The sequence below is a fragment of the Paenibacillus sp. tmac-D7 genome (assembly GCF_006519665.1).
Lineage (GTDB): Bacteria > Bacillota > Bacilli > Paenibacillales > NBRC-103111 > Paenibacillus_G > Paenibacillus_G validus.
Map to the genome: position 1 here is coordinate 1 of NZ_VIDW01000126.1, position 615 is coordinate 615.

A 615-nucleotide genomic window follows, 5' to 3' on the forward strand; every position below is an offset into this window, starting at 1 on the left:
TCATAGCTTCGGTGGTGTGTTTAGCCCCGTTACATTTTCGGCGCAGAGTCACTCGACCAGTGAGCTATTACGCACTCTTTCAATGGTGGCTGCTTCTAAGCCAACATCCTGGTTGTCTGTGCAACTCCACATCCTTTCCCACTTAACACACACTTGGGGACCTTAGCTGATGATCTGGGCTGTTTCCCTCTTGACAATGGATCTTAGCACTCACTGTCTGACTCCCGGGATAACGTCTGTGGCATTCAGAGTTTGACTGGACTTGGTAACCCTTGGCGGGCCCCGCACCCAATCAGTGCTTTACCTCCACGACGCATCTCCCGAGGCTAGCCCTAAAGCTATTTCGGGGAGAACCAGCTATCTCCGAGTTCGATTGGAATTTCTCCGCTACCCCCACCTCATCCCCGAATTTTTCAACATTCGTGGGTTCGGGCCTCCAGTGCGTGTTACCGCACCTTCACCCTGGACAGGGGTAGATCACACGGTTTCGGGTCTACGCCTACAAACTATTTCGCCCTATTCAGACTCGCTTTCGCTGCGGCTACGGCTTCTCACCTTAACCTTGCTTGCAAACGTAACTCGCCGGTTCATTCTACAAAAGGCACGCCATCACCC

Annotated in this window: 1 rRNA gene; it reads right to left on the bottom strand. The window is 52.8% G+C overall.

From position 1 onward, the window contains the following. Positions 1-615: ribosomal RNA gene (locus tag FKP33_RS26775) — 23S ribosomal RNA — on the bottom strand; the annotation flags it as partial.